This window comes from Verminephrobacter aporrectodeae subsp. tuberculatae, assembly GCF_026127385.1.
Taxonomy (GTDB): Bacteria; Pseudomonadota; Gammaproteobacteria; order Burkholderiales; family Burkholderiaceae_C; genus Acidovorax; species Acidovorax aporrectodeae.
The window spans coordinates 1778808-1801080 of the sequence record NZ_QZCX01000001.1 but is presented as its reverse complement, the minus strand read 5'-3'; the positions used below and the strand labels follow the sequence as shown (position 1 = coordinate 1801080).

At 68.3% G+C, this 22273-nt stretch carries 21 protein-coding genes; 13 read left to right on the top strand and 8 right to left on the bottom strand.

Features of this window, described 5'->3' with window-relative positions; genetic code table 11:
* Window positions 1–133: 133 nt before the first annotated feature.
* From scpA to D5041_RS07690, 8 genes are read left to right on the top strand one after another with little or no spacing between them, the layout of a single operon-like run.
* On the top strand, window positions 134–2302 hold the full coding sequence (scpA, locus tag D5041_RS07725; RefSeq protein ID WP_265284250.1) for a methylmalonyl-CoA mutase: 2169 nt from the start codon (window positions 134–136) through the stop codon (window positions 2300–2302).
* A complete protein-coding gene (gene meaB, locus D5041_RS07720; RefSeq protein ID WP_265284249.1) occupies window positions 2299–3309 on the top strand; it encodes a methylmalonyl Co-A mutase-associated GTPase MeaB in 1011 nt (336 codons plus the stop codon). The genes scpA and meaB overlap by 4 nt, the downstream gene beginning before the upstream one ends.
* Before the next feature lie 33 nt (window positions 3310–3342).
* Window positions 3343–4875: an acyl-CoA carboxylase subunit beta gene (locus D5041_RS07715; protein WP_265257783.1), complete on the top strand. Its 1533-nt coding sequence runs from the start codon at window positions 3343–3345 to the stop codon at window positions 4873–4875.
* 15 nt (window positions 4876–4890) lie between these two features.
* Window positions 4891–5208, top strand: a complete 318-nt coding sequence (locus tag D5041_RS07710) for a hypothetical protein (protein WP_265284248.1) — start codon at window positions 4891–4893, stop codon at window positions 5206–5208.
* Between the two features lie 13 nt (window positions 5209–5221).
* Window positions 5222–5404 (top strand): hypothetical protein, encoded by a 183-nt coding sequence (locus D5041_RS07705; protein WP_265284247.1) that lies wholly within the window; start codon window positions 5222–5224, stop codon window positions 5402–5404.
* On the top strand, window positions 5401–5685 hold the full coding sequence (locus D5041_RS07700; RefSeq protein ID WP_265283225.1) for a hypothetical protein: 285 nt from the start codon (window positions 5401–5403) through the stop codon (window positions 5683–5685). Before D5041_RS07705 ends, D5041_RS07700 begins: the two co-directional genes overlap by 4 nt.
* Before the next feature lie 13 nt (window positions 5686–5698).
* Window positions 5699–7747: an acetyl-CoA carboxylase biotin carboxylase subunit gene (locus D5041_RS07695; RefSeq protein WP_265284246.1), complete on the top strand. Its 2049-nt coding sequence runs from the start codon at window positions 5699–5701 to the stop codon at window positions 7745–7747.
* Window positions 7747–8223: a VOC family protein gene (locus D5041_RS07690; RefSeq protein ID WP_010104771.1), complete on the top strand. Its 477-nt coding sequence runs from the start codon at window positions 7747–7749 to the stop codon at window positions 8221–8223. Before D5041_RS07695 ends, D5041_RS07690 begins: the two co-directional genes overlap by 1 nt.
* Window positions 8224–8240: 17 nt before the next feature.
* On the opposite strand, the gene lplT is transcribed toward D5041_RS07690, so the two are convergent.
* Window positions 8241–9545 carry a lysophospholipid transporter LplT gene (gene lplT / locus D5041_RS07685; protein ID WP_265284244.1) on the bottom strand — a complete coding sequence of 435 codons (1305 nt, stop codon included), beginning with the start codon at window positions 9543–9545 and terminating at the stop codon, window positions 8241–8243.
* Window positions 9546–9688: 143 nt separating this feature from the next.
* On the opposite strand from lplT, the gene alr reads away from it, so the two are divergent.
* Window positions 9689–10843 (top strand): alanine racemase, encoded by a 1155-nt coding sequence (gene alr / locus D5041_RS07680; protein WP_265284243.1) that lies wholly within the window; start codon window positions 9689–9691, stop codon window positions 10841–10843.
* A 44-nt stretch (window positions 10844–10887) separates the two neighbouring features.
* Here the strand turns inward: alr and D5041_RS07675 are convergent, their stop codons facing one another.
* The 7 genes from D5041_RS07675 to D5041_RS07645 all read right to left on the bottom strand — a co-directional run bounded on the left by D5041_RS07675 (window position 10888) and on the right by D5041_RS07645 (window position 17726).
* Window positions 10888–12207: a tryptophan--tRNA ligase gene (locus tag D5041_RS07675; RefSeq protein WP_265284242.1), complete on the bottom strand. Its 1320-nt coding sequence runs from the start codon at window positions 12205–12207 to the stop codon at window positions 10888–10890.
* 20 nt (window positions 12208–12227) lie between these two features.
* Window positions 12228–12896, bottom strand: coding sequence for a site-2 protease family protein (locus D5041_RS07670; protein ID WP_265284241.1), 669 nt, complete (start codon window positions 12894–12896; stop codon window positions 12228–12230).
* Between the two features lie 49 nt (window positions 12897–12945).
* Complete coding sequence (locus tag D5041_RS07665; RefSeq protein WP_265283221.1) at window positions 12946–13587, bottom strand: L-threonylcarbamoyladenylate synthase; 642 nt, start codon at window positions 13585–13587, stop codon at window positions 12946–12948.
* A gap of 11 nt (window positions 13588–13598) precedes the next feature.
* Entirely contained in the window at window positions 13599–14465 is an 867-nt protein-coding gene (locus D5041_RS07660; RefSeq protein WP_010105731.1) for a 3',5'-nucleoside bisphosphate phosphatase, read from the bottom strand.
* A gap of 39 nt (window positions 14466–14504) precedes the next feature.
* Window positions 14505–15278, bottom strand: a complete 774-nt coding sequence (locus D5041_RS07655) for a metallophosphoesterase family protein (protein ID WP_010105729.1) — start codon at window positions 15276–15278, stop codon at window positions 14505–14507.
* A gap of 87 nt (window positions 15279–15365) precedes the next feature.
* Complete coding sequence (locus D5041_RS07650; RefSeq protein WP_265257790.1) at window positions 15366–16658, bottom strand: Glu/Leu/Phe/Val family dehydrogenase; 1293 nt, start codon at window positions 16656–16658, stop codon at window positions 15366–15368.
* 186 nt (window positions 16659–16844) lie between these two features.
* Window positions 16845–17726 (bottom strand): PPK2 family polyphosphate kinase, encoded by an 882-nt coding sequence (locus D5041_RS07645; protein ID WP_265284240.1) that lies wholly within the window; start codon window positions 17724–17726, stop codon window positions 16845–16847.
* Window positions 17727–17849: 123 nt separating this feature from the next.
* Here D5041_RS07645 and phaR point away from each other — a divergent pair, with 123 nt between their 5' ends.
* From phaR to D5041_RS07625, 4 genes are all read left to right on the top strand, one after another.
* The gene (gene phaR, locus D5041_RS07640; protein WP_010105725.1) at window positions 17850–18428 is read left to right on the top strand and encodes a polyhydroxyalkanoate synthesis repressor PhaR; all 579 of its coding nucleotides are present in this window, start codon (window positions 17850–17852) and stop codon (window positions 18426–18428) included.
* 48 nt (window positions 18429–18476) lie between these two features.
* Window positions 18477–19880 carry a 30S ribosomal protein S12 methylthiotransferase RimO gene (gene rimO, locus D5041_RS07635; RefSeq protein ID WP_265284239.1) on the top strand — a complete coding sequence of 468 codons (1404 nt, stop codon included), beginning with the start codon at window positions 18477–18479 and terminating at the stop codon, window positions 19878–19880.
* Between the two features lie 40 nt (window positions 19881–19920).
* Window positions 19921–20934, top strand: a complete 1014-nt coding sequence (locus D5041_RS07630; RefSeq protein WP_010105721.1) for a fumarylacetoacetate hydrolase family protein — start codon at window positions 19921–19923, stop codon at window positions 20932–20934.
* A 178-nt stretch (window positions 20935–21112) separates the two neighbouring features.
* Window positions 21113–22258, top strand: a complete 1146-nt coding sequence (locus tag D5041_RS07625; protein ID WP_265284238.1) for an ABC transporter substrate-binding protein — start codon at window positions 21113–21115, stop codon at window positions 22256–22258.
* Window positions 22259–22273: the final 15 nt, after the last annotated feature.

Below are 22273 nucleotides of genomic sequence, written 5' to 3'. Positions count from 1 at the left end.
ACTCCGCGCCACGCCGGCTTGCGGCTGGGCTCCCCGAGCGCCTCGCCTCGCGCGCCGTCTTGCGCTCCAATTCAGGCTCCGCCGGGCACAACAACCCGTGCCCCAACGCCCTTTATCGAAAGACGCCTTCACCATGAGTGACAAGCCCCACGATACCGCGCCCGAGTTCGCTGCATCTTCTCTGAATGGCTGGGCCCAGGCGGCCGCCCGGTCGGCGCCCGGCGGCGATGCCGCCGCCCTGAACTGGGTCACGCCCGACGGCATCACCGTCAAGCCGCTGTACACCGCAGAAGACTTGGCCGGCCTGCGCTACGCGAACACGCTGCCCGGTTTCGCGCCCTATCTGCGCGGCCCGCAGGCCACCATGTACGCGGTGCGCCCCTGGACGATCCGCCAGTACGCGGGTTTTTCCACGGCCGAGGAGTCCAACGCCTTCTACCGCAAGGCGCTGGCGGCGGGCGGACAGGGTGTGTCGGTGGCGTTCGACCTGGCCACGCACCGGGGCTACGACAGCGACCACCCGCGTGTGGCGGGCGACGTGGGCAAGGCCGGTGTGGCCATCGATTCGGTCGAGGACATGAAGATCCTGTTCGAGCAGATTCCGCTCGACACGGTGTCGGTCTCGATGACCATGAACGGCGCGGTGCTGCCGGTGCTCGCGGGCTACGTGGTCGCGGCCGAGGAGCAGGGTGTGCGCCAGGATCAACTCTCCGGGACGATACAGAACGACATCCTGAAAGAGTTCATGGTGCGCAACACCTATATCTACCCGCCCCAGCCGTCGATGCGCATCATTGGCGACATCATCGAGTACACGGCCCGGCACATGCCGAAGTTCAATTCGATCTCGATCAGCGGCTACCACATGCAGGAGGCCGGCGCGAACCAGGCGCTGGAGTTGGCCTTCACGCTGGCCGACGGCAGGGAGTACGTGCGCACGGCGATCGCCAAGGGCCTGGACGTGGACGCGTTCGCCGGACGCCTGTCCTTTTTCTGGGCCGTCGGCATGAACTTCTACCTGGAGGTGGCGAAGATGCGCGCGGCGCGCCTGCTGTGGTGCCGCATCATGCAGGGCATGGGCGCGAAGAACCCCAAGAGCCTGATGCTGCGCACGCATTCCCAGACCTCGGGCTGGTCGCTCACCGCGCAGGACCCGTACAACAACGTGGTGCGCACCACCATCGAGGCCATGGCGGCGGTGTTCGGCGGAACGCAGAGCCTGCACACGAACAGTTTCGACGAGGCCATCGCGCTGCCCACCGAGTTCAGCGCCCGCATTGCGCGCAACACGCAGCTCATCCTCCAGGAGGAGACGCACATCACCAGCGTGATCGACCCCTGGGCCGGCAGCTACATGATGGAGCGGCTGACGCAGGACATGGCGGACGCCGCCTCGAAGATCATCGAAGAGGTCGAGGCCCAGGGCGGAATGACGCAGGCCGTGGACAGCGGCTGGGCCAAGCTCCGGATCGAGGCCGCCGCTGCCGAGAAGCAGGCGCGCATCGACTCGGGCAAGGACGTGATCGTTGGCGTGAACAAGTACCGGCTGGAGCAGGAGGCGCCGATCGACATCCTGCAAATCGACGATCAGAAGGTGCGCGCCGGCCAGATCGAGCGCCTGCGCAGCATCCGCGCGCAGCGCGACGCTGCGCGGGTGCAAGCCGCCCTGGATGCGCTCACCGATGCCGCACACAGCGGCACCGGGAATCTGCTGGGCCTGGCCATCGAGGCCATGCGGCAGCGCGCCACGGTGGGCGAGGTCTCGCAGGCGCTGGAAAAGGTCTTCGGGCGCCACCGCGCCGACACGCACAAGGTCACGGGCGTGTACGCGGCGGCCTACGACTCGGCCGAGGGCTGGGACAAGCTCCGCGCCGAAATCGGCGCCTTTGCCGAGGAACAGGGCCGGCGCCCGCGCGTGATGATCGCCAAGCTCGGCCAGGACGGCCACGACCGCGGCGCCAAGGTGGTGGCCACGGCCTTTGCCGACCTGGGCTTCGACGTGGACATCGGCCCGCTGTTCCAGACGCCCGAGGAATGCGCGCGCCAGGCCATGGAGAACGACGTGCACGCGGTGGGTGTCTCGACGCTGGCCGCCGGCCACAGGACGCTGGTGCCGGCGATCATCGAGTCGCTCAAGCAGCAGGGGGCCGACGACATCATCGTGTTCGTGGGCGGGGTGGTTCCCGCGCAGGACTACGACTTTCTGTACCAGGCCGGCGTGAAGGGCATCTACGGCCCCGGCACCCCGATCCCCGCCAGCGCCAAGGACGTGCTGGAGCAAATCCGCAAGGCGCTGGCGTGACGGCTGCGGCGCTCTTCGACGGCGTCGTGCACGGCCGGGCGGCGGTGCAGCGCCGCGCCATCGCCAAGGCCATCACCTTGCTCGAATCGACGCGCGCCGAGCACCGCGCGCAGGCCGACGAACTGCTCACGGCGCTGCTGCCGCACACCGGCACGGCGTTTCGCCTGGGGATCAGCGGCACGCCGGGCGTCGGCAAATCGACCTTCATCGAGGCGCTGGGGCTGCACCTGATCGGCCTGGGCCACCGCGTGGCGGTGCTCGCCGTGGACCCGTCGAGCAGCGTCTCCGGCGGCGCCATCCTGGGCGACAAGACGCGCATGGAGCGGCTCTCGGTGCATGAAAAAGCCTATATCCGCCCCAGCCCGTCGAGCGGCACGCTGGGCGGCGTGGCCGAGAAGACGCGCGAGGCCATGCTGGTCTGCGAGGCCGCGGGCCACGACCTGCTCATCGTCGAGACCGTGGGCGTGGGCCAGAGCGAGCTGGCGGTGGCCGGCATGACCGACATGTTCGTGCTGATGCAACTGCCGCATGCGGGCGACGAGTTGCAGGCGATCAAGAAGGGCGTGATGGAATGGGCCGACCTGGTGCTCATCAACAAGGCCGACACCGACCCGCACGCCGCCACGCAGGCGCAGGCGCAGATCCGCTCCAGCCTGCGCCTGCCCGGCCAGCATGGCAGGCCGGAGAACGCCCGGCACGGCGCGCTGTGGCAGCCCCTGGTGCTGCAGGTCAGCGCGCTGCAGGGGCAGGGTGTGGACCGGTTCTGCGCCGCCGTGGCGCAGTTCCGCGCATTGCAGACGGCCAACGGGCAGTTGGTCGCGCGCCGCGAGAGGCAGGCCCTGGCCTGGATGTGGGAGCGCATCGACGCGGGCCTTGCGCGCGCGTTCCGCGAGCACCCGCAGGTCAAAAGCCTGTTGCCCCGGATGCAGGCGGACGTCGTGGCCGGGCGCGTCGCGGCCTCCACCGCGGCAAGAACGCTGCTGCTGGCGCAAGCCACGACCGAATAAACAAGCAACCGCCATTTCATCGAAGGGCAAGCCATGCAGGCCATCCTGGACCAACTGGAGAAAAAACGCGCGCTGGCCCGCCTGGGCGGCGGGCACAAGCGCATCGACGCGCAGCACGCCAAGGGCAAGCTCAGCGCGCGCGAACGCATCGAGCTGCTGCTCGACGAGGGCACGTTCGAGGAATGGGACATGTTCGTCGAGCACCGCTGCACCGACTTTGGCATGGACGCGAACAAGATCCCCGGCGACGGCGTGGTCACGGGCTACGGCATGATCAACGGCCGCCTGGTGTTCGTTTTCAGCCAGGATTTCACCGTCTTCGGCGGCGCCCTGAGCGAGACGCACGCCGAGAAAATCTGCAAGGTGATGGACCAGGCGATGAAGGTCGGCGCGCCCGTGATCGGCCTGAACGACTCGGGTGGCGCGCGCATCCAGGAGGGCGTGGCCAGCCTCGGCGGCTACGCCGACGTGTTCCAGAGAAACGTGCTCGCCAGCGGCGTGATCCCGCAGATCAGCATGATCATGGGCCCCTCGGCCGGCGGCGCGGTGTACTCGCCGGCGATGACCGACTTCATCTTCATGGTCAAGGACAGCGCCTACATGTTCGTCACCGGCCCCGAAGTGGTCCGGACCGTGACGCACGAGGAAGTCACGGCCGAAGAACTCGGCGGCGCCATCACGCACACCACGCGCAGCGGAGTCGCCGACAGGGCGTTCGAAAACGACGTGGAAGCGCTGCTGATGCTGCGCCGCCTGTACAACTACCTGCCGCTGAACAACCGCGAAAAAGCCCCGGTGCGCCTGAGCAACGACCCGGCCGAGCGCATGGACCCGAGCCTGGACACGCTGATTCCGGACAACGCGAACAAGCCCTACGACATGCAGGAGCTGATTCTCAAGACCGTCGACGACGGCGACTTCTTTGAATTGCAGCCCGAGTACGCGAAAAACATCCTCATCGGCTTTGCCCGCATGGAAGGCCAGACCGTGGGAATCGTCGCCAACCAGCCGCTGGTGCTGGCCGGCTGCCTGGACATCAAATCGAGCATCAAGGCCGCGCGCTTCGTGCGCTTTTGCGATGCGTTCAACGTCCCGGTGCTCACCTTCGTGGACGTTCCCGGCTTCATGCCCGGCACCGGCCAAGAGTACGGCGGAATCATCAAGCACGGCGCGAAGCTGCTGTACGCGTACGCCGAGTGCACGGTGCCCAAAATCACCGTCATCACGCGCAAGGCCTACGGCGGCGCCTACGACGTGATGAGCTCCAAGCACCTGCGCGGCGACGTGAACCTGGCCTGGCCGAACGCCGAAATCGCGGTCATGGGCGCCAAGGGCGCGGTGGAAATCATTTTTCGCGAAGACAAGAACGACCCCCTCAAGCTCGCCGCCCGCGAAGCCGAATACAAGGAGCGCTTTGCCAATCCGTTCGTCGCCGGCGCCCGGGGCTTCATCGACGACGTGATCCTGCCGCACGAGACGCGCAAGCGCATCTGCCGCAGCCTGGTGATGCTGCGCGACAAGCGGCTGGAAAATCCGTGGCGCAAGCACGGGAACATCCCGCTGTAAGGCGAGGGAGCGCGCATGCAAGTCGGAAAAATTTTCGAAAGGGTCCCCATGATCGAGTTCCTCGCCTACGTCGCGGGATACGTCATCGAGGTGCTGAGCTTGCGCCACATCCGCGCCGCCAAGGGCCTGGCCAAGCGCCACTGGAGCGAGGACGCGACCGACGTGGCGTACCTGGATTGGTGGCTGATCCCGCTGGTCGCGGCGATCGCCGTGGCCTGCGCCATGGTGCTGTTCTTCAGCTTTGACCTTCCCCTTTGGCTCAGCTTCGGCGCGCCGGTGGCGCTCGGTGCCGTGTACTGTTGTTACCGGTATCGGGAATTGTTCAAGCGCTGAAGGGCCGGCCACCATGTTCGACAAAATCCTGATCGCCTACCGCAGCGAAATCGCCTGCAAGCGCATCTGCCGCAGCCTGGTGATGCTGCGCGACCAACGGCTGGAAAATCCGTGGCGCACAAGCACGGGAACATCCCGCTGTAAGGCAAGGGAGCGCGCATGCAAGTCGGAAAAATTTTCGAAAGGATCCCCATGATCGAGTTCCTCGTCTGCGTCGCGGGATACGTCATCGCGGTGCTGTGCTGGCGCCGCGTCCGCGCCGCCAGGGGCCTGCCCAAGCGCCACTGGAGCGAGGACGCGACCGACGTGGTGTACATGGATTCGTGGCCGATCCTGCTGGCCGCGGCGATCGCCGTGGCCTGCGCCATGGTGCTGTTCCTCGGCTTTGACCTTCCCCTTTGGCTCAGCTTCGGCGCGCCGGTGGCGCTCGGTGCCGTGTACTGTTGTTACCGGTATCCGGAATTGTTCAAGCGCTGAAGGGCCGGCCACCATGTTCGACAAAATCCTGATCGCCAACCGCGGCGAAATCGCCTGCCGCGTCATCGCCAGCGCGCGCAAGATGGGCATCCGGACCGTGGCGGTCTACTCCGACGCGGACAAGGAGGCGCGCCACGTGAGGCTCGCCGACGAGGCCCTGCACCTGGGCGCTGCGCCCGCGCGCGCGTCGTACCTGCGGGCGGACGAAATCATCGCCGCCTGCGCGCGCAGCGGCGCGCAGGCCGTGCACCCCGGCTACGGCTTTCTCTCGGAGAACGCGGACTTTGCCAGGCGCTGCGAGGACGCGGGAATCGTCTTCATCGGCCCCAAGGCGCATGCGATCGCGGCCATGGGCGACAAGATCGCTTCGAAGAAAATGGCCCGCGCCGCCGGGGTCAACACCATCCCCGGCCACGACGCCGCCATCACCAGCCCCGAGCACGCGGTGCACATCGCCCAGGGCATCGGCTACCCCGTGATGATCAAGGCCAGCGCCGGCGGCGGCGGCAAGGGCCTGCGCGTGGCGTGCAACGACCGGGAGGCTTTTGAAGGCTTTGGCAGCTGCCAGAGCGAGGCGCGCAGCAGCTTTGGCGACGACCGCATCCTCATCGAAAAATTTGTCCAGCAGCCGCGCCACGTCGAGATCCAGGTGCTCGGCGACAGCCACGGCAACGTCATCCATCTGAACGAGCGCGAATGCTCGCTGCAGCGCCGCCACCAGAAGCTGATCGAAGAAGCGCCCTCGCCCTTCCTCTGCGACGCCACGCGCCAGGCCATGGGCGCGCAGGCCGTGCAACTGGCCAAGGCCGTGCAGTACCAGAGCGCGGGAACGGTGGAATTCGTGGTCGGCAAAGCGCAGGACTTCTACTTTCTGGAAATGAATACCCGGCTGCAGGTGGAGCACCCGGTGACGGAATGCACCACCGGCCTCGATCTGGTGGAACTGATGATCCGCGTGGCCGCCGGCGAGAAGCTGCCGTTGACGCAGGCGCAGGTCCGGCGCAAGGGCTGGGCCATGGAATGCCGCATCAACGCCGAAGACCCGCAACGCGGCTTCCTGCCATCGACCGGACGCCTGGTGCGCTTTCAGCCCCCGCAGGAGAGCCTGTTCCAGGCCGACACCACCCGGGAGTTCGGCGTGCGCGTGGACACGGGCGTGTACGAGGGCGGCGAGATTCCCATGCACTACGACTCGATGATCGCCAAGCTCATCGTGCACGGCGCCGACCGCAGCGACGCCATCGCCCGGATGCGCATGGCGCTCAACGGCTTCGTGATCCGCGGAATCGGCAGCAATGTCCCGTTCCAGTCCGCGCTGCTGGCGCATCCCGCGTTCGCCGCGGGCGACTTCGACACCGGCTTCATCGCCGAGCACTACGGCCAGGGATTTCACCCCGAAGACCTGGCGCACGACGACCCGCTGTTCCTCGTGGCGCTGGCCGCGTACATGCATCGCCGCTACCGCGCGCGCGCCGCGGGAATCAGCGGCCAGCTCGCCGGGCACGAGCTGAAGGTGGGCGAGGCCTTCGTCGTGGTCACGCTGGCTGCCTCCGGGGAAAACCGGCACCACGCAGTCACGGTGAGCGACTTTGAAGGCGCATCGGGCTCCAGCGCCGTCACGCTGGACGGCAACCGGTACCAGATCAGCAGCCAGGCGGCGCTCGGGCAGATCCGCGTGCAGGGCCAGTGCAATGGCCTGGACTTTTGCGCCCAGGTCGAGCGGGGCGTGGGCAGGAACCCGCTGGCGCTGCGCATCGCGCACAACGGCGCGCAGATCGACGCCCTGGTGCTGTCGCCGCTGGGCGCGCGCCTGCACCGGCTCATGCCCTTCAAGGCCGCGCCGGACCTCTCCAGGTTCCTGCTCTCGCCCATGCCCGGCCTGCTCGTCGACGTGGCGGTGCAGCCCGGACAAAAGGTTCAGGCCGGCGAAAAGCTCGCCGTGATCGAAGCCATGAAGATGGAGAACACCCTTTTGGCCGCGCAGGACGGCGTGGTCGGCAAGATCATGGTCGGCAAGGGCGAATCGCTGGCCGTGGACCAGGTCATTCTGGAGTTCCAGTGATGGCGGCGGCCGACACCCCTCGCCCGTTCAGGGTTCTGGGAATCCAGCAGGTCGCCCTCGGCGGCACCGACAAGCAGCGCATGAAGACCCTGTGGGTGGACCTGCTGGGCCTCGCGCAGACGGGCAGCTTCCAGAGCGCGCGCGAGAACGTCGACGAAGACATCCTGAGTCTGGGAAAGGGCGCGTTCCAGGTCGAGGTGGACCTGATGCAGCCGCTGGACATGGACAAGAAGCCCGCCGTGCACGTCCCGGCGCTGAACCACATCGGCCTGTGGATCGACGACCTGCCCCGGGCCGTGCAATGGCTCAGCGCCCGCGGCGTGCGCCTTGCCCCGGGTGGCATCCGCCCGGGCGCTGCGGGCCATGACATCGCCTTCCTGCACCCCAGGAGCAGCGCCGAGTTCCCGATCGCGGGCGAGGGCGTGCTCATCGAACTGGTGCAGGCGCCTGCGGACGTGATTGCGGCGCTGGGCTGAGGCGCTGCACCGGGTCTTCAGTGGTGCGTGTCGTGCCGCGCAATACCCAGCAGGTGCTCGACTTCCTCGCGGTGCGCGCTGCAGTTGTGCTGGTGCCAGCGGCGGATGACCCACATGGTGGCCGCGACCACCAGACCGAAGGTCGCGATGGCGCTGAACACCGACAGGCCGAGCTTGAGCGACAGGCTGTAGAACGCGCCCATGCCCAGGATGCAGGCCTGCTCGTTGAAGTTCTGCACAGCGATCGAGCGGCCCGCGCCCATGAGGTTGTGCCCCCGGTGTTGCAGCAGGGCGTTCATCGGCACGACCAGGTAGCCGCCCAGGCCGCCGAGCACGATGAGGAACGGGACCGCCAGCCAGATGTCGCGGATGAACACCATCAGGATCAGCAGCAGCCCCATGGCAATGCCCAGCGGGATGACGCGCGTGGCCTTGTCCAGGCGCATGCGCATCGACGCGACGGCGCCCAGCGCCGTGCCGATGGCGACCACGCCGGTCAACGCCGAAGCCCGCGTGGTGTCGTAGGCCAGGGCCTCGGCGGCCCAGGCGAGGACGATGAATTTGAGGTTGCCTCCCGCGCCCCAGAAGAGGGTCGTGGTGCCCAGCGAGATCTGGCCGAGCTTGTCGTGCCACAGGCGGCGGTTGCAGGCCCAGAAATCGGGCAGCAGGTTCAGCGTGTTGGCGACGGTGCTGCGCGCCAGGTCGGTGCGCAGGGGGCGCATTTCCACGCCGGTGTGCGGGATGCGGGTGTTGAACCACGCGGCCAGCGCGTACACGGCAATCAGCGTGGCAATCGCGGCTTCCGCGGGGCTGTCCACCCCCGCGTTGCCGACGAGCGGAAGGTCCAGACCCAGCAGCACGCCCGATGCGCGCTCGCCCAGCAGCTGACCGCCGAGCAGCACGCCCAGGATGATCGACGCGATGGTCAGCCCCTCGATCCATCCATTGGCCTTGACCAGTTGCGAGGCCGGCAGCAACTCGGTGAGGATTCCGTACTTCGCCGGCGAATACGCCGCCGCGCCCAGGCCGACCACGGCGTAGGCCACGAGCGGGTGCGAGCCCAGCAGCATCATCAGGCAGCCCACCACCTTGATGGCATTGCTGACGAACATCACCCGCCCCTTGGGCAGCGCGTCGGCAAAGGCGCCCACGAAGGGCGCCAGGACGACGTAGAAAAGGGCAAACATGGGCACCAGGGCAGCGCACTGCCACTCGGGGACGCCCCCCGTGCGCAGGAGCTCGAAGGCAGCCACGAAGAGTGCGTTGTCGGCCAGCGAGCTGAAAAACTGCGCCGCCATGATGGTGTAGAAACCGCGCTTCATCGAATGGCTTGTGGGGTGCATCAGCCGGGCTGATGCCCTGTCTGAATGGGAGGTCTTTGCACGTCGCGGACGGTTATATCACGCGGGCCGGCGGTGGCAGTGCCAGAATCCGGGGCTGCGCGTCCCGTCTCCCCGTCCACCCCATGCCCCGTCCGATACGAGCCACCATCCACAGCGCCGCACTGCACGCCAACCTGGAGCGCGTGCGCCACTCGGTGCCGGACGCCAAGGTCTGGGCCGTGGTCAAGGCGAACGCCTACGGGCACGGAATCGAGCGGGTGCTCGAGGGCCTGCGCGGCGCCGACGGTTTTGCGTTGCTCGACCTGGGCGAGGCCGAGCGCCTGCGCGAACTCGGCTGGCGCGGCCCGATTTTGCTGCTCGAGGGCGTGTTCGAAGCGCGCGACCTGGAACTGTGTTCGCGCCTGGGTCTGTGGCATGCCGTGCACTGCGACGAGCAGATCGACATGCTCGCCGCGCACAAGACGCAGGCGCCGCAGCGCGTGTTTCTGAAGATGAACTCGGGAATGAACCGCCTGGGCTTTGCGCCGCAGCGCTACCGCAGCGCGTGGGCGCGGCTCGACGCGCTGCCGCAGGTGGACGAAATCTCGCTCATGACGCATTTCAGCGACGCCGACGGCCCGCGCGGCATTGCGCAGCAATTGGAACGATTCAACGCCGCCGCGCGCGACCTGCCCGGCGAGCGCACGCTGGGCAACAGCGCCGCCATCCTGCGCCACGCGACCGACGTGCAGGTGCGCGCCGACTGGGTGCGCGCGGGCATCGTGCTCTACGGCAGCGCCCCGGATTTCCCGGAGCACGGCGCCGGCCACTGGGGCATCCGGCCGGCGATGACGCTCGCCACGCGGCTCCTGGGCGTGCAGCGCTTGCAGGCCGGCGACACGGTGGGCTACGGCTCGCTGTTTTGCGCCGCAGAGCCGCTCACGATCGGCGTCGCCGCCTGCGGGTATGCCGACGGCTACCCGCGCCATTGCGACACCGGAACGCCGGTGCTGGTCAACGGCGTGCGCACCCGACTCGTCGGGCGGGTGAGCATGGACCTGCTGACGGTGGACCTCACGCCGCTGGAGCGCGCGGGCGTGGCGGCGGGGTTCGGCTCCGAGGTCACGCTCTGGGGCCGGGCGGCAGGTGGCGCGCTGCTGGAAATTGACGAAGTGGCCCGCGCCGCAGGGTCCGTGGGCTGGGAGCTGATGGCGGCGCTCGCCCGGCGCGTTCCGGTGGCGGTGGACAGCGCAGCGCATGGGCCCGGATGCGGCAGCACCGGGGCGCCCGATCGATAAGCACTGCGTGCGCTCGGGAATGCGCCGCCCACCGGGAGCGCCGCTCATTCGGCCATTGCGGCGTCAGCCAGATCTTGCAAGGCAGCAGCGACCTCGGCGCGGTCCACACCGTCCACCGGGACCAGGCGGGGCGCCAGGGCCTGCAATGCAACGGCATCCTGTTGCAGCTGGCGGATCGCCTGGCCCGCTTCCCTGGGTGCGTCAAAACCCGTGCTTTGCAGCAGCAGACGGCCGTCGGCGGCCACGAGCTTGAAGTAGAACCTGCCGTCGGCTTCGCGGTACTGCTTGAACGCGGGCAGCGCGGCCTTGGGTGCCTTTTGCGCCTTTTCTGCCTTGGCCACGGATGCGCCCGTGGACGGGGCCAGGCTGCGCAGGCCCACGCTGCGGCGCAGCTCGCGCAGGAACGGCGTGGCCAGTGCGCGCGCGCGCTCGGCGCCCGCAAGCAGGGTTTGCTCGATGCGCTCGGGCCTGTCGATGAGCGCCTGGTACTGCGCGCGCATGGGCGCGATCGCCTGGTCCACGCGGTCGAGCAGCTGCTGCTTGGCGTCGCCCCAGGCAATTCCCTCGGCGTATTGCCTGCGCAGCGCCCCGGTTTCCTCGGGCCCGGCAAAGGCGCGGTAAATCTCGAACAGCGCCGAGCCCTCGGTGTCCTTGGGTTCGCCGGGGGTGCGTGAGTCGGTGCGGATCGCGGCGATCAGTTTCTGGAGCTGTGCGCGCGAACTGAACAGCGGGATCGTGTTGTCGTAGCTCTTGCTCATCTTGCGCCCGTCGAGCCCGGGCAGGGTCGCCACGTGCGCATCGACAGCCGCCTCGGGCAGAACGAAATGCGCGCCGTACAGGTGGTTGAAGCTCGTGGCCATGGCGCGCGCCATCTCGATGTGCTGGACCTGGTCGCGGCCCACGGGCACTTGGTGCGCCTTGAACAGCAGGATGTCTGCGCCCATGAGCAGGGGATACATGAACAGGCCCGCCGTCACGCCGTCGTCGGCCTCGCGGCCTGCGGCGGTATTCCTGTCGCCGGCGGCCTTGTAGGCGTGGGCGCGGTTGAGCAGGCCCTTGCCGGTCACGCAGGTCAGCAGCCAGGTCAGCTCGGGGATTTCCGGGATGTCGGACTGGCGGTAGAACGTGACCCGCTCGGGGTCGAGCCCGGCGGCCAGCCAGCTGGCGGCGATCTCCAGCGTGGAGCGCTGGATGCGCGCCGGGTCCTCGCACTTGATGAGCGCGTGGTAGTCGGCGAGAAAGTAAAAGCTCTGCACGCCAGGGCGCAGGCTGGCCGCGACCGATGGGCGGATGGAGCCGACGAAGTTGCCCAGGTGGGGCACTCCCGTGGTGGTGATTCCGGTGAGAAAACGCGTGGTGCTCATGGCGGGCGGGGGCAGCGGGATCAGTTGAACAAGGGCATCAGCGGGCTGAGCAGCAGTTTGATGGCTTCCGCGCCCAGCGCCATGAGCGGGCGCAGCCACAGCCGGCCCACGACCCCGGCGAGCACCAGGCCGAGCACGATGAAAAAGCCCCAGGGCTCGACGCGCGCCAACATGCGCGCCGGCTTTGCGGGCAGCAGGCCGACCAGAATGCGCCCGCCGTCGAGCGGCGGCAGCGGAAACAGGTTGAAGGCCCACATCACCAGATTCACCATCAGGCCGGCGTTCGCCATCTCGATGAAGAAAGGCTCGTCCACGCCGAAACCGACGAGCGACACCAGCAGCAGCGCCCAGCCGAACGCCTGGATGAAGTTCGACGCAGGCCCCGCGAGCGCCACCCACACCATGTGCTGCCGGGGCCGGCGCAGATTGCCGAACCGGACGGGCACCGGCCTGGCGTAGCCGAACAGGAACGCGCCCTGGGTGGCAAAGTACAGCAGCAGCGGCATCAGGATGGTGCCGACCGGGTCGATGTGCCGCAGCGGGTTGAGGGTGACGCGCCCCGCCAGGTACGCGGTGTCGTCGCCGAAGTAGCGCGCGACGTAGCCGTGGGCGGCCTCGTGCAGCGTGATGGCCAGCAGCACCGGCAGGGCGTAGACCAGAACCGTCTGGATGAGTTGCGAGGTATTCACCGGCGGATTGTCTCAGAACCCTGCGCGCGGTCCGCCCCGCGTGCCCACGCTACAAGCCCAGCGCCTGCAAGCTGCCGCGGCCTGCGCGCAGCAGCGTGGGGCCGACGCCGGCGCCGGCGCCCATGGGCGTGAGGTCCAGCACCGTGGTCGGCTCGAGCGGGCAAGCGCCTGCGTCGACGATGGCGTCGAGCAGCTTCTGGTAGCGCGCGCGGATGTCCTGCGGGTCGTTCAGCGGCTCGCTGGCGCCGGCGGGAATCAGCGTCGTGGCCAGCAGCGGGGCGCCGTGCAACTCCAGCAGCAGTTGCAGGCTCCTGTGGCCGGGAACGCGCAGGCCGATGGTCTTGCGCGCGGGATGGCTCACGCGGCGCGGCACCTGCTTGGTCGCTTCGAGGATGAAGGTGTAGGGCCCGGGCGTTCCCAGCCTGAGCAGCCGGTACTGCCGGTTGTCCACGTGCGCATGGCTGGCCAGCTCGGACAGGTCGCGGCACAGCAGCGTGAGGTGGTGTTTGTCGTCCACCTCGCGGATGCGGCGCAGGCGGTCTACCGCGTCCCTGTCGTCCAGGTGGCAGACCAGCGCGTAGCTGGAGTCGGTGGGAACGGCCGCGATGCCGCCTCCTTGCAGCAGCGTGGCCGCCTGTTTGAGCAGGCGCGGCTGCGGGTTCTCCGGGTGCACTTCGAAATACTGGGCCATGGCCGGGGCGCTCAGGCCGCAGGATGGATGCGCTCGGCGAGCAGTTCCCACACCGGGGTCAGGGCGCCGGGCAGTGGCGGCAGGCGGCCCAGATCGATATGCGACTCGTCGGGGCTGTGGAAGTCGCTGCCGCGCGACGCGGCCAGGTCGAACTCCTGCGCCATCGCGGCGTAGATTGCGTATTCGGCGACGCTGTGGCTGCCGGTGACGACCTCGACGCCCTGGCCGCCATGCGCCTTGAACTCGGAAAACAGCGCAAATTCCTCGGTGGCACCGAGCTTGTAGCGCGCCGGGTGGGCGAGCACGGCAACGCCCCCGGCCTGCGTGATCCAGCGCACGGCGTCGCCCAGGCCGGCCCAGCGGTGCGGCACGTAGCCGGGTCGGCCCTCGGTGAGGTAGCGGCGAAACACCTCGGCGGTGTCGCGGCACACGCCGCTGTCCACCAGAAAGCGGGCGAAATGCGTGCGCGAGATCAGCGCCGGATTGCCCACGAACTGCAACGCGCCCTCGTAGGCGCCGCCGATTCCCACCCGGGCGAGTTGCTCGGCCATGTCCCGCGCGCGTTCGCCGCGCCCGCAGCGTGTGTCGGCCAAGCCCTGCACGAGCCGGGCGTCGTCGGGGTCGAACCCCAGGCCGACGATGTGCACGGTGGTATCGGCGAACGTGACCGAGATCTCGGTCCCCGTGAGGTAGGCCATGCCCTGCTCCCGGGCGGCGGCGGCGGCGCGCTGCTGGGCGCTGATTTCGTCGTGATCGGTAAGCGCCCACAGGTCCACGCCGTTGGCCCTGGCGCGGGCCGCGAGGTCTTCGGGCGACAGGGTCCCGTCGGATGCCAGGCAGTGGCAGTGCAGGTCGGCGTTCAGGTACGTGGTGGTCACCAGGGCATTCTACGGGTGCGGCCCCGGTGGCGGGCCGGCTCAGCGGCCGAGCCTTAGCCGGGCCGCGAACATTTCCGGCAGTGCACCCGTGGCGCGGATCGCGGCGGCGGCCGCGGCGAACGCGTAGGGCACGCGTTCAAAGCGCAGCTGCCAGCGGTCCGTGTCGAGCAGGGCGTACATGGCGCGCGCGTCACCGTCGCGCGGCTGGCCCACGGAGCCCACGGTCGCCACCCAGCGGCGCCGGGGGGGCACGGGAATGGCCACGCCCGCCGGGAGCGCAAGGCGCTTGAGTCGGCGGCCCAGGCCGCGCGCGTACAGGGTTTGGCAGTGCACATGGCCGCAGAACACATGGCTCACGCCGGTGGCGCGCACGGCGGCGTCCAGGCAGCGGGCCGCCATGCCGGCGTTGTCCACGTAGCGCCAGCTCTCGGGCGCGTCGGCGCTGGCGTGCACCAGCAGCATCCCCGACAGCTGCGCCGTCAGGGGCAGCGCGGCGAGGAACTCCCGCTCCTGCTGCGTCAGCTGCGCGCGCGTCCACGCAACGCCGAGGGAGCCGAGCATGGGAGAGTCTGCCGCGCCCTCGCGCGGCGGGGTCGCGCAGACCGCCATGGCGTCGTGGTTGCCGCCGATCACGCAGGCACCGGCTGCGGCCAGCGCCATGGCCTGCTGCACGATGTAGCGCGGGTCGGCGCCGTAGCCCACCAGATCGCCCAGGAGCGCAAAGCGCTCTGCCCCCTGGCCGCGGGCATGGTCCATGCACGCGTCAAAGGCCTGGCGGTTGGAATGGATGTCGGAGAACAAGGCCAGCTTCATGCGGCCTCCTGGCGATCAGGCCGGCCCGGGCCGGCTGCGTATCTGCGCTCTCTTGCGGGAAGCGCATGCGGTTTGCCGTCATGGTCTTCATGGGTAGAGGCCGCGCATTTCGCGGGCGTTGAGGATGCGCTGGCAGGCCACGATGAAGGTGGCGGTGCGCAGGCTCACCTGGTTTTCCTGGGCCACCTGCCACACGCCGGCAAAGGCCTCCTGCATGATGCGCACGAGGCGGGCGTTGATCTCGTCCTCGCTCCAGAAGAAGCTGGAGAAGTCCTGCACCCATTCAAAATAGCTCACCGTCACGCCGCCGGCGTTGGCGATCACGTCGGGCAGCACCAGCACGCCCCGGTCGTGCAGGATGTCGTCGGCCTCGGGGGTGGTGGGGCCGTTGGCGCCCTCGATCACCAGCCGGGCGCGGATCCGGCCCGCGTTGTGCTGGGTGATCTGGCCCTCGAGCGCGGCGGGGATCAGGATCTCGCAGTCCACGCCCCAGAATTCTTCGGGCGCCAGGGCGTCGGCGCCGGCAAAGCCGTGCACGCCGCCGCTGGAGCGCACGTGCGCGAGCAGCGCGGGCACGTCCAGCCCCTTGGCGTTGCAGATGGCGCCGCTGTGGTCCTGCACGGCCACCACCGGGGCACCGGCCTCGGCAAACAGTTTGCCGGCGGTGCCGCCGACGTTGCCAAAGCCCTGCACCGCGACGCGCGCGCCTTCGATTGGCAGCCCGATGAGCTTGGCCGCCTGCACCCCCACGGTGAACACGCCGCGGCCGGTGGCCTCCACGCGCCCCAGCGAGCCGCCCAGGGCCACGGGCTTGCCCGTGACCACGCCCGTGGCGGTGGCGCCCACGTTCATGGAGTAGGTGTCCATCATCCAGGCCATGATCTGGCCGTCGGTGTTCACGTCCGGCGCCGGGATGTCCTTGGAGGGGCCGATGATGATTCCGATCTCGCTGGTGTAGCGCCGCGTCAGGCGCTCCAGCTCACCGCGCGAGAGCCGCTTCGGGTCCACGCGGATGCCGCCCTTGGCGCCGCCGTAGGGCACGTTCACCGCGGCGTTCTTGATCGACATCCAGGCGGACAGCGCCATCACTTCGGACAGCGTCACGTCCTGGTGAAAGCGCACGCCGCCCTTGCCCGGGCCGCGCGAGGTGTTGTGCTGCACGCGGTAGCCCTCGAAGTGGGCGATGCTGCCGTCGTCCATCTCGATCGGCACGTCCACGATGAGCGCGCGCTTGGGGCGCTTGAGGGTTTCGACCCAGCGCGCCAGGCGCCCCAGGTAGGGCGTGACGCGATCGACCTGCTGCAGGTAAATGCCCCAGGGGCCGAGCCTGTCGGCCTGCAGGTACGAGGGCAGGGTGTGTGCGACGGCGGGGTGCGACATGCTGAACTACTTCCTCGTGAAATCCTGTGACTGTGCGATCGGTCGATGGGTTTGGGTCCCGCAAGCTTATGCCGGGTCCCTGGCGCTGTCCATGGCCGGCCCGTTGCAGCAAGCATAGCCGTTGACGCTCCCGCCTGCGCTGCGCGCCCGTGGGGTCGCCCACGAGCGCGGACATTTTTCCTACTCTTACGCCACCGTGAGATGCTTGAGTTGCGGATCGCCGCCCGGATAGCGCAGGTCGAGGTTGCGCAGCACTTCGCGCAGCAGCGTCGCAACCATCAGGTTGCGGTGCGTCTTCGAGTTGGCCGGAACGATGGTCCACGGCGCCCACGGGGTGTGCGTGGCCGCGAGCAACTGGTCGTAGGCGCGCTGGTAGTCGGCCCATTGCCTGCGCACCTCGATGTCGCCGAGGCTGAACTTCCAGCGCTTGGCCGGGTCGTCCAGGCGCTCCTGCAGGCGCGCGCGCTGCTCCTCGGGGCTGACGTGCAGCAGGAACTTGAGCACGACGGTTCCCGTTTCGCTGAGCAGGCGCTCAAAGCCGTTGATGTGCGCGAGCCGCTGCTGGTGCTGCTGCGGCGTGATGGAGCCATTGACCACGGGAACCAGCACGTCCTCGTAGTGGCTGCGGTTGAACACGGTGATGTCGCCCGCCTGCGGCACCTGCTGGTGGATGCGCCAGAGAAAGTCGTGCGCCTGCTCGGTCTCGGAGGGCACCTTCCACCCCACCGCGTGCACGCCCAGGGCGCTGGTGCGGCCAAATACGCTGCGGATCGTTCCGTCCTTGCCCGCGGTGTCGGTGCCCTGCAGCAGCACCAGCAGCTTGTAGCGCTTGTCCGCGTAGAACAGGTTTTGCAGCGTGTCGATTTCCATCGCCAGGGCCTCGACGGCGGCCTTGTCCTCGGCCTTGTCGCCGAGCGAAAACGGTTTCGCGTCGGGGTCCACGGCGTCGAGCGTGAACGCCCTGCCCTGCGCCGCAGCGGGCTGGCAGCGGGCCCAGCGCTGCGCCAGCGTCTTGTCGCGGGCCGAGAAATACGCAGCATACGGAGGGGGTGTGGGGGTTTGCGGCATGGTCGGATGGCAGCTTGGCGTGAGGAACGAGGGCCACAGCGTAAACCATGGGCGGGCGGCATTGCCTGGCCCGGCGCAGCCTTCGGTCCGGGGCAGCACAAAATATATGCAAGGCTGCTTAGAATGTGCCGCACTGCAACATATGGGTTCGCTCCCGAGGAGTTCGTCGTGCCCGAACAGAAAAGCGCCGCGCTCAAGTCGACCCAGCGCGTCATCAAGAAATACCCCAACCGCCGTTTGTACGACACGGACACCTCCACCTACATCACCCTGGCCGAGGTGCGCCAGCTGGTCATGGCGCACCAGAACGTGGTGGTGCGCGACGCCAAGACGGGTGAGAACCTCACGCGCAGCATCCTGCTGCAAATCATCCTCGAAGAAGAGGCCGGCGGCGCACCCCTGTTCACCGAGGCCGTGCTGGCGAACATCATCCGCTTCTACGGCCACGCCATGCAGGGCTTCATGGGCGCGCAGCTGGAGCGGAACGTGCAGGCTTTTACCGACATGCAGGCCAAGCTCGCCGAGCAGTCGCAGAACGTCACGCCCGAGATCTGGGCGCAGTTCATGCGCCTGCAGTCGCCCATGCTCAAGGGCATGATGGGCAGCTACGTGGAGCAATCGCAGTCCATGCTCGCGCAGATGCAGGAGCAGCTGCAAAAGCAGACCGAACAAATGCTCGGCGCCCTGGGTCTGAAGCGCTGAGCCGGCCAAGCCATGGGAGCCCGGCGCCGGAGCGGGGAGAATGCGCGCATGAGCGAAGCACCCCCTCCCACGAAATCTCCCACGAAAACACCCAAGATCGGGTTCGTCAGCCTCGGCTGCCCGAAGGCACTCACGGACTCGGAGCGCATTCTCACGCAGCTGAGCGCCGAGGGCTACGCCAGCTCCAAGACCTTTCAGGGCGCGGACCTGGTCATCGTCAACACCTGCGGCTTCATCGACGACGCCGTCAAGGAGAGCCTGGACACCATTGGCGAGGCGCTGGCCGAGAACGGCAAGGTCATCGTCACCGGCTGCCTGGGCGCCCGCACGGGCGAGGACGGCGGCAACATGGTGCGCAGGCTGCACCCCAGCGTGCTCGCCGTGACCGGCCCCCACGCCACGCAGGAGGTCATGGACGCCGTCCACCGGCACCTGCCCAGGCCGCACGACCCCTTCACCGACTTGGTTCCCGCAGGCTTTGGCGTCGCGGGCGTCAAGCTCACGCCCAGGCACTACGCGTACCTCAAGATCAGCGAAGGCTGCAACCACCGCTGCAGCTTCTGCATCATCCCCTCGATGCGCGGCGACCTCGTCTCGCGGCCCGTCGGCGACGTGCTGAGCGAGGCCCGGGCGCTGTTTGCCGGCGGCGTGAAGGAGCTGCTGGTGATCAGCCAGGACACCTCGGCCTACGGCGTGGACCTGAAGTACCGCACCGGCTTTTGGGACGGCAGGCCCGTCAGGACGCGCATGCTGGAGCTGGTGCAGGCGCTGGGCGAGATCGCCGCACCCAGCGGCGCCTGGGTGCGCCTGCACTATGTCTACCCGTACCCCCACGTGGACGAACTGCTCCCGCTCATGTGCACGGGCAGCGTGCTGCCGTACCTGGACGTTCCCTTCCAGCACAGCCACCCCGAGATGCTCAAGCGCATGCGGCGTCCCGCCAGCGGCGAGCGCAACCTCGAGCGCCTGCGGCGCTGGCGCGAAGCCTGCCCCGAGATCGTGATCCGCAGCAGCTTCATCGCCGGCTTTCCCGGCGAAACGGAGGATGAGTTTCAGCATCTGCTGGACTTCGTGCGCGAGGCGCAGATCGACCGCGCCGGCTGCTTTGCCTACAGCGCCGTGGCAGGCGCCGCAGCCAACGAACTGCCCGGCATGCTGCCCCCGCAAGTGCGCGAGGAGCGCCGCGCCCGCTTCATGGCCGTGGCCGAAGCGGTGTCGATTGCCAGGCTGCAACGCCGCGTGGGCGCGACCATGCAGGTCCTGGTCGACTCGGCTTCCGGCCTTGGCCGCAAGGGCGGCGTCGGCCGCACCTACGCGGACGCCCCCGAGATCGACGGCAGCGTGCAGCTGCTGCCGCCCGAGAAAATCAGCAAGACCATGCGGGCCGGTGAATTCACCCAGGCCCGCATCGTGGGCGTGCGCGGACACGATCTGCTCGCGCGGCCGATCTGATTTCATACCCCAAGCACCCGAGACCCAAGGCTCTGCCCCCATGAAACTTGCCACCTGCAAAGACGGCTCGCGCGACGGCCAACTGCTCGTCGTCTCGCGCGACCTGGGAACCGCGCATTACGCGACCGGCGTTGCCGACAAACTCCAGCAGGTGCTCGACGACTGGGGTTTTCTCTCGCCCCAGTTGCAGGACCTGTACGAGCAGCTCAACGCCGGCCGCGCGCGCCACGCGTTTGCGTTCGACCCCGTCCAGTGCATGGCCCCGCTGCCCCGCGCCTATCAATGGGCCGACAGCTCGGCGTATGGCAACCCCGTGGCGTTGATGCGCAGGGCAGGCAACGCCGAGGTGCCCGAAAGCGCTGACTCCGAGCCCCTGATGTACCAGGGGGGCAGCGATGATTTCATCGGCCCCTGCGACGACGTGGTGGTGCCCGGCGAGGACATGGGAATCGACTTCGCGGCCGAACTCGCCGTCATCACCGGCGACGTGAAAATGGGCACCTCGCCCGAACAGGCGCTCGACGGAATCCGCCTGCTGATGATCGCCAACGGCGTGTCGCTGCGCAACCTGGTCCCGGCAGAGTTGGCCAAGGGCCTTGGCTTCTTCCAGTCCAAGCCCGCCACGGCCTTCGGCCCCGTGGCCGTGACGCCCGACGAACTGGGCGACGCCTGGGAACACGGCCGCGTGCACTTGGTGGTGCAGTCCACCTGGAATGGCCGCAGGGTGGGCATGTGCGAGGCCGGCCCCGAAATGCGTTTCCACTTTGGCCAGCTCATCGCGCACGCGGCCAGGACGCGCAGGCTGCGTGCCGGCTCGATCATCGGCAGCGGCGCCGTGAGCAACCAGGGCGTGGAGCGCGACGGCCGCACCGAGTGGCCCAAGGGCTACAGTTGCATCGCAGAAAAACGCTGCATCGAAACCATTCAGGACGGCGCGCCCAGCACCGAATTCATGCAGTACGGCGACACCATCCGCATCGAGGTCAAGGGCCGGGACGGCGCCAGCGTCTTCGGCGCCATCGAGCAGCGCATCGCCGCGCCGGACGGCGCCTGAACGGGCCGGGTTGCGCGACCAAAGCCACCGGGAACGCACCGCCCCGACCGTGCCTTGGTCGATGGGAAAGTGTATTTATTGGTCACACCAGCTTGCTGATCAATTACAATCGCTCCGCATGCGCTGTGCGCAAGATCGTCTTCACTTTTTCACGAAACACAGGAACAGGGATTCGAACATGAACCAAATACAGGGCCGCAGACGGTTTTCCGTGGGCCTGGGTGCCTTGGCGCTGGGGGGCTTTCATCTGGCGCGGGCGCAGAGCGACAACCGCATCGTGCTCGGGCAGTCGGCCCCCTTCACCGGCCCCGCTTCCCAGCTCGGCGCGCAGCTCAACCTCGGGGCGCAACTCTTTTTTGACCAGTTCAACGCCCAGGGCGGCTTGGGCGGGAGGCAGGTGGAAATCCGTACCCTGGACGACGGCTACGAGCCCGAGCGCTGCGCCGAAAACACCCGCAAGTTCATTGCCGACGACGTGTTCGCGCTGTTTGGCTACGTCGGCACCCCCGGCAGTCTGGCCGCGATGCCCTTGTTCACCAAGGCCAGGCTGCCGTTCTTCGGCCCCTTCTCGGGGGCCGAGGTGCTGCGCCAGCCGTTCAACCGCCTGATCTTTCATGTGCGCGCCTCGTACTACGACGAGACGGCGCTCATCGTGCGCCACCTGACGAGCCTGGGGCTCAAGAAGATTGCGGTGTTCCACCAGAACGACTCCTACGGCATGGCCGGGCTCGACGGCGTGACGAAGGCGCTGACCACGATCGATCTCGCCCCGGCGGCCACGGCGACGGTGGAGCGCAATTCGACCAACGTGAAGGCGGCCATCGACAAGCTGCTGGCCGCCGCACCCCACGCCGTGGTGCTGGTCACGACCTACGCCTCGGCCGCAGCCTTCGTGCGCGCCGCGCGCAAGGCGGGCTTTCGCGGGACCTTCTACAACGTGTCCTTCGTGGGCACGCAAGCGCTGGCCGACACGCTCGGCGCGGACAGCGCCGGTGTCGTGATCTCGCAGGTGGTTCCCTCGCCCTACCGGCCCGCGCACCAGCTCACGCGCGAGTTTCTCGACGCCATCAAGAAGGGCGGCTACAAGGTACAGCCCAACTACTCGAGCCTGGAGGGCTACTTGGCCGCACACGTGTTCGCCGAGGGCCTGCGCCAGGCGCAAGACAGCGGCAGGCTCACGCGCGAGAGCTTCATCGCGGGCACCGAGGCGATCGGCAACCGCACGATCTCGGGCTTTCCGGTGTCGTTCAGCGCCAGCAACCATGCCGCGTCGAAGTTCGTCGAAATATCCATGCTCACCGGCGACGGGCGCGTGCGCAGCTGATCCCTGAACTGCGCG

What these genes read in the sequence shown, in the direction of transcription:
- D5041_RS07645 (WP_265284240.1), bottom strand. Translation starts at nt 17,726, where the DNA reads ATGCCGCAAACCCCCACACCCCCTCCGTATGCTGCGTATTTCTCGGCC.
- D5041_RS07675 (WP_265284242.1), bottom strand. Translation starts at nt 12,207, where the DNA reads ATGAGCACCACGCGTTTTCTCACCGGAATCACCACCACGGGAGTGCCC.
- D5041_RS07690 (WP_010104771.1), top strand. Translation starts at nt 7,747, where the DNA reads ATGGCGGCGGCCGACACCCCTCGCCCGTTCAGGGTTCTGGGAATCCAG.
- D5041_RS07715 (WP_265257783.1), top strand. Translation starts at nt 3,343, where the DNA reads ATGCAGGCCATCCTGGACCAACTGGAGAAAAAACGCGCGCTGGCCCGC.
- lplT (WP_265284244.1), bottom strand. Translation starts at nt 9,545, where the DNA reads ATGAAGCGCGGTTTCTACACCATCATGGCGGCGCAGTTTTTCAGCTCG.
- D5041_RS07705 (WP_265284247.1), top strand. Translation starts at nt 5,222, where the DNA reads ATGTTCGACAAAATCCTGATCGCCTACCGCAGCGAAATCGCCTGCAAG.
- D5041_RS07665 (WP_265283221.1), bottom strand. Translation starts at nt 13,587, where the DNA reads ATGGCCCAGTATTTCGAAGTGCACCCGGAGAACCCGCAGCCGCGCCTG.
- rimO (WP_265284239.1), top strand. Translation starts at nt 18,477, where the DNA reads ATGAGCGAAGCACCCCCTCCCACGAAATCTCCCACGAAAACACCCAAG.
- D5041_RS07695 (WP_265284246.1), top strand. Translation starts at nt 5,699, where the DNA reads ATGTTCGACAAAATCCTGATCGCCAACCGCGGCGAAATCGCCTGCCGC.
- D5041_RS07700 (WP_265283225.1), top strand. Translation starts at nt 5,401, where the DNA reads ATGATCGAGTTCCTCGTCTGCGTCGCGGGATACGTCATCGCGGTGCTG.
- D5041_RS07655 (WP_010105729.1), bottom strand. Translation starts at nt 15,278, where the DNA reads ATGAAGCTGGCCTTGTTCTCCGACATCCATTCCAACCGCCAGGCCTTT.
- D5041_RS07650 (WP_265257790.1), bottom strand. Translation starts at nt 16,658, where the DNA reads ATGTCGCACCCCGCCGTCGCACACACCCTGCCCTCGTACCTGCAGGCC.
- D5041_RS07625 (WP_265284238.1), top strand. Translation starts at nt 21,113, where the DNA reads ATGAACCAAATACAGGGCCGCAGACGGTTTTCCGTGGGCCTGGGTGCC.
- D5041_RS07710 (WP_265284248.1), top strand. Translation starts at nt 4,891, where the DNA reads ATGCAAGTCGGAAAAATTTTCGAAAGGGTCCCCATGATCGAGTTCCTC.
- scpA (WP_265284250.1), top strand. Translation starts at nt 134, where the DNA reads ATGAGTGACAAGCCCCACGATACCGCGCCCGAGTTCGCTGCATCTTCT.
- D5041_RS07630 (WP_010105721.1), top strand. Translation starts at nt 19,921, where the DNA reads ATGAAACTTGCCACCTGCAAAGACGGCTCGCGCGACGGCCAACTGCTC.
- alr (WP_265284243.1), top strand. Translation starts at nt 9,689, where the DNA reads ATGCCCCGTCCGATACGAGCCACCATCCACAGCGCCGCACTGCACGCC.
- phaR (WP_010105725.1), top strand. Translation starts at nt 17,850, where the DNA reads ATGTGCCGCACTGCAACATATGGGTTCGCTCCCGAGGAGTTCGTCGTG.